This window comes from Modestobacter sp. Leaf380, assembly GCF_001424485.1.
Lineage (GTDB): Bacteria > Actinomycetota > Actinomycetes > Mycobacteriales > Geodermatophilaceae > Klenkia.
This window is the reverse complement of sequence record NZ_LMQC01000018.1, coordinates 1-2,438: the sequence shown is the minus strand read 5'-3', so window position 1 is coordinate 2,438 and position 2,438 is coordinate 1. Positions and strand designations below refer to the sequence as shown.

The following is a 2,438-nucleotide window of genomic DNA, read 5'->3' as shown; positions in this document are numbered from 1 at the left end:
GGAGCGGATGGTGGGTCACTGGCGGCACGTGCTGGCGCAGGTGGTGGCCGATCCGCTGGCCCCTGTGGACACCCTGGTCCTCCCCGGCCCCGACGAGCAGGTGGACCTCGCGGCGGCCGCCACCGCTGCACCGCACCGGCCCCCGGTCGGCCGGTGCCTGCACGAGCTGGTCGCCGACCAGGTGGCCGCGCGGCCCGACGCGGTGGCGGTCTCCTGCGGCGGAGGGCAACTGACCTACCGGGAGCTGGACGAGCGCTCGACGGTGGTGGCCCGACGGCTGCGTGCGGCGGGGGTGGGTCCAGACGTGCTCGTCGGTGTGTGCATCGCCCGGTCGACGGAGTCCGTCGTGGGGCTGCTGGGTGTGCTCAGGGCCGGCGGTGCCTACGTCCCGCTGGACCCCGAGAACCCGGTCGACCGACTGCACGGCATGGTCGACGACGCCGGCCTGACCCGGGTCCTGGCCACGTCGGCGACCCGGCACCTGGTCCCCGACGGTCTCGACGTGCTGCTGGTCGACCAGCTCCCGACGACCACCTCCGGGGGGCTCCCCCCGGTGCAGGTGTCGCCGGACCACCTCGCCTACGTCATCCACACCTCGGGGTCCACGGGCCGGCCCAAGGGCGTCGCGGTGACGCATGCCGCGGCCGTGTCGCGGGTGCACCGCCCCGACTACGCCCCGATCGGCACGGACGACGTCGTCCTGCACGCGCTCGCGCTGTCCTTCGACGTGTCGGTCCTCGAGGTGTTCGGCGCGCTGACCAACGGGGCCGAGCTGGCGGTGCTGCCCGGGAAGGCCGTGCCGGAGCGGCTGGAGGCCTTCCTGCCGATGGCCCGGGTGACCGTCGCCTGGATGACCGCGGCGCTGTTCCACGCGGTGGTCGACCTGGCGCCGCACTCCGTCGGGGGTGTGCGGGCGCTCATCGCCGGGGGCGACCAGCTGTCCAGCGGCCACACCGCCACCGCTCTCGCCCACCTCGGCGAGGGCGCGGTGCTCGTCAACGGCTACGGCCCGACCGAGGCCGCCATCTTCGCCGCGACCCACACGATGCACCCCGGCGACCACGTCCCGGACCGGGTGCCCATCGGTCGGCCCGTCGCGCACACCGAGCTCCACGTGCTGGACCGCGCCGGACAGCCCTGCCCGGTCGGCGTGCCCGGCGAGCTGCACATCGGCGGCGCCTGCCTCGCCCGTGGGTACCTCGGGCGGCCGGGGCTGACGGCCGAGCGGTTCGTCCCGCACCCCTCAGCCGACGGTGCCCGGCTGTACCGCACCGGTGACGTGGTGCGCCGGCTGCCCGACCACACCCTCCAGTTCCTCGGCCGCACCGACCACCAGGTCAAGGTGCGGGGGTTCCGGGTGGAGCTGGGCGAGGTGGAGGAACGCCTGCGCGCCCGCCCGGGGGTCGGCGATGCGGCGGTGGTCGCCCGGCCCGACCAGCACGGCGACCGCACCCTGGTGGCGTTCGTGCAGCCGGCCGACGGCGCCTCCCGGCCCGGGGAGGAGGAGCTGCTCGCGCACCTCCGGTCGGCGCTGCCGGCGCACATGGTGCCCCGCTCGCTGGTGGTGCTCGACCGGCTCCCGCTGAGCCCGAGCGGCAAGGTGGACCGCGGTGCACTGGAGCACCACGGGACGGGCGCACCCGACCGGGACGGCGTGGGGTGCGCCCCGCGCACCGCGGACGAGCAGCTGATCGCCGACGTCTGGTGCGACCTGCTGGAGCTGGACCGGATCGGGGTCGACGAGGACTTCTTCGACCTGGGTGGGCACTCCCTGCTGGCCAGCCGCCTGGTGGCCCGGGTGCGGTCGGCGTCGGGTCGCGAGCTGTCGCTGGCCGACTTCTTCGCCGCGCCCACCGTCGCGGGCACGGCGCAGGCGCTCGGGACGACCGCCGCCGGCCGGCCGGTGCTGCGCCCGGTCGCCCGGCCCGGGCGGCTCCCGGTGTCGATGGGTCAGCGGCGGTTGTGGTTCGTGGACGGGTTGTCGGCGGGGTCCTCGGACTACGTGGTGGTGTGGCCGTTGCGGTTGAGCGGTGTGCTGGACGTGGGTGCGCTGCAGCGGGCGGTGGAGGCGGTGGTGGCGCGGCACGAGACGCTGCGTTCGCGCTTCGTCCCCGTCGACGGNGTTGAGCGGTGTGCTGGACGTGGGTGCGCTGCAGCGGGCGGTGGAGGCGGTGGTGGCGCGGCACGAGACGCTGCGTTCGCGCTTCGTCCCCGTCGACGGGGAACCCACGACGGTCGTCGACCCCCCCGGGGCGGTCGACCTGACCCTGCTGGACGTCGGCTCGTCGCCGCACCCCGCCGCGGAGGTGTCGCGGGTGGTGGGGGAGGCGGGTCGGCGCCCGTTCGACCTGGCGGTGGGGCCGTTGACGCGGTGGTCGTTGGTGCGGGTGTCGGCGGTGGAGCACGTGTTGGTGGTGTCGGCGCACCACATCGTGTTC

Annotated in this window: 1 protein-coding gene and 1 pseudogene; both read left to right on the top strand. The window is 75.5% G+C overall.

The window, feature by feature from the left end; translation table 11 throughout:
* Positions 1 to 7 precede the first annotated feature (7 nt).
* Positions 8 to 2,121, top strand: a pseudogene (locus ASG41_RS25480) (amino acid adenylation domain-containing protein); the annotation flags it as partial.
* A gap of 11 nt (positions 2,122 to 2,132) precedes the next feature.
* Positions 2,133 to 2,438, top strand: a 306-nt coding sequence (locus tag ASG41_RS25475; protein WP_369800027.1) for a condensation domain-containing protein, incomplete at its 3' end; no start/stop codon positions are given.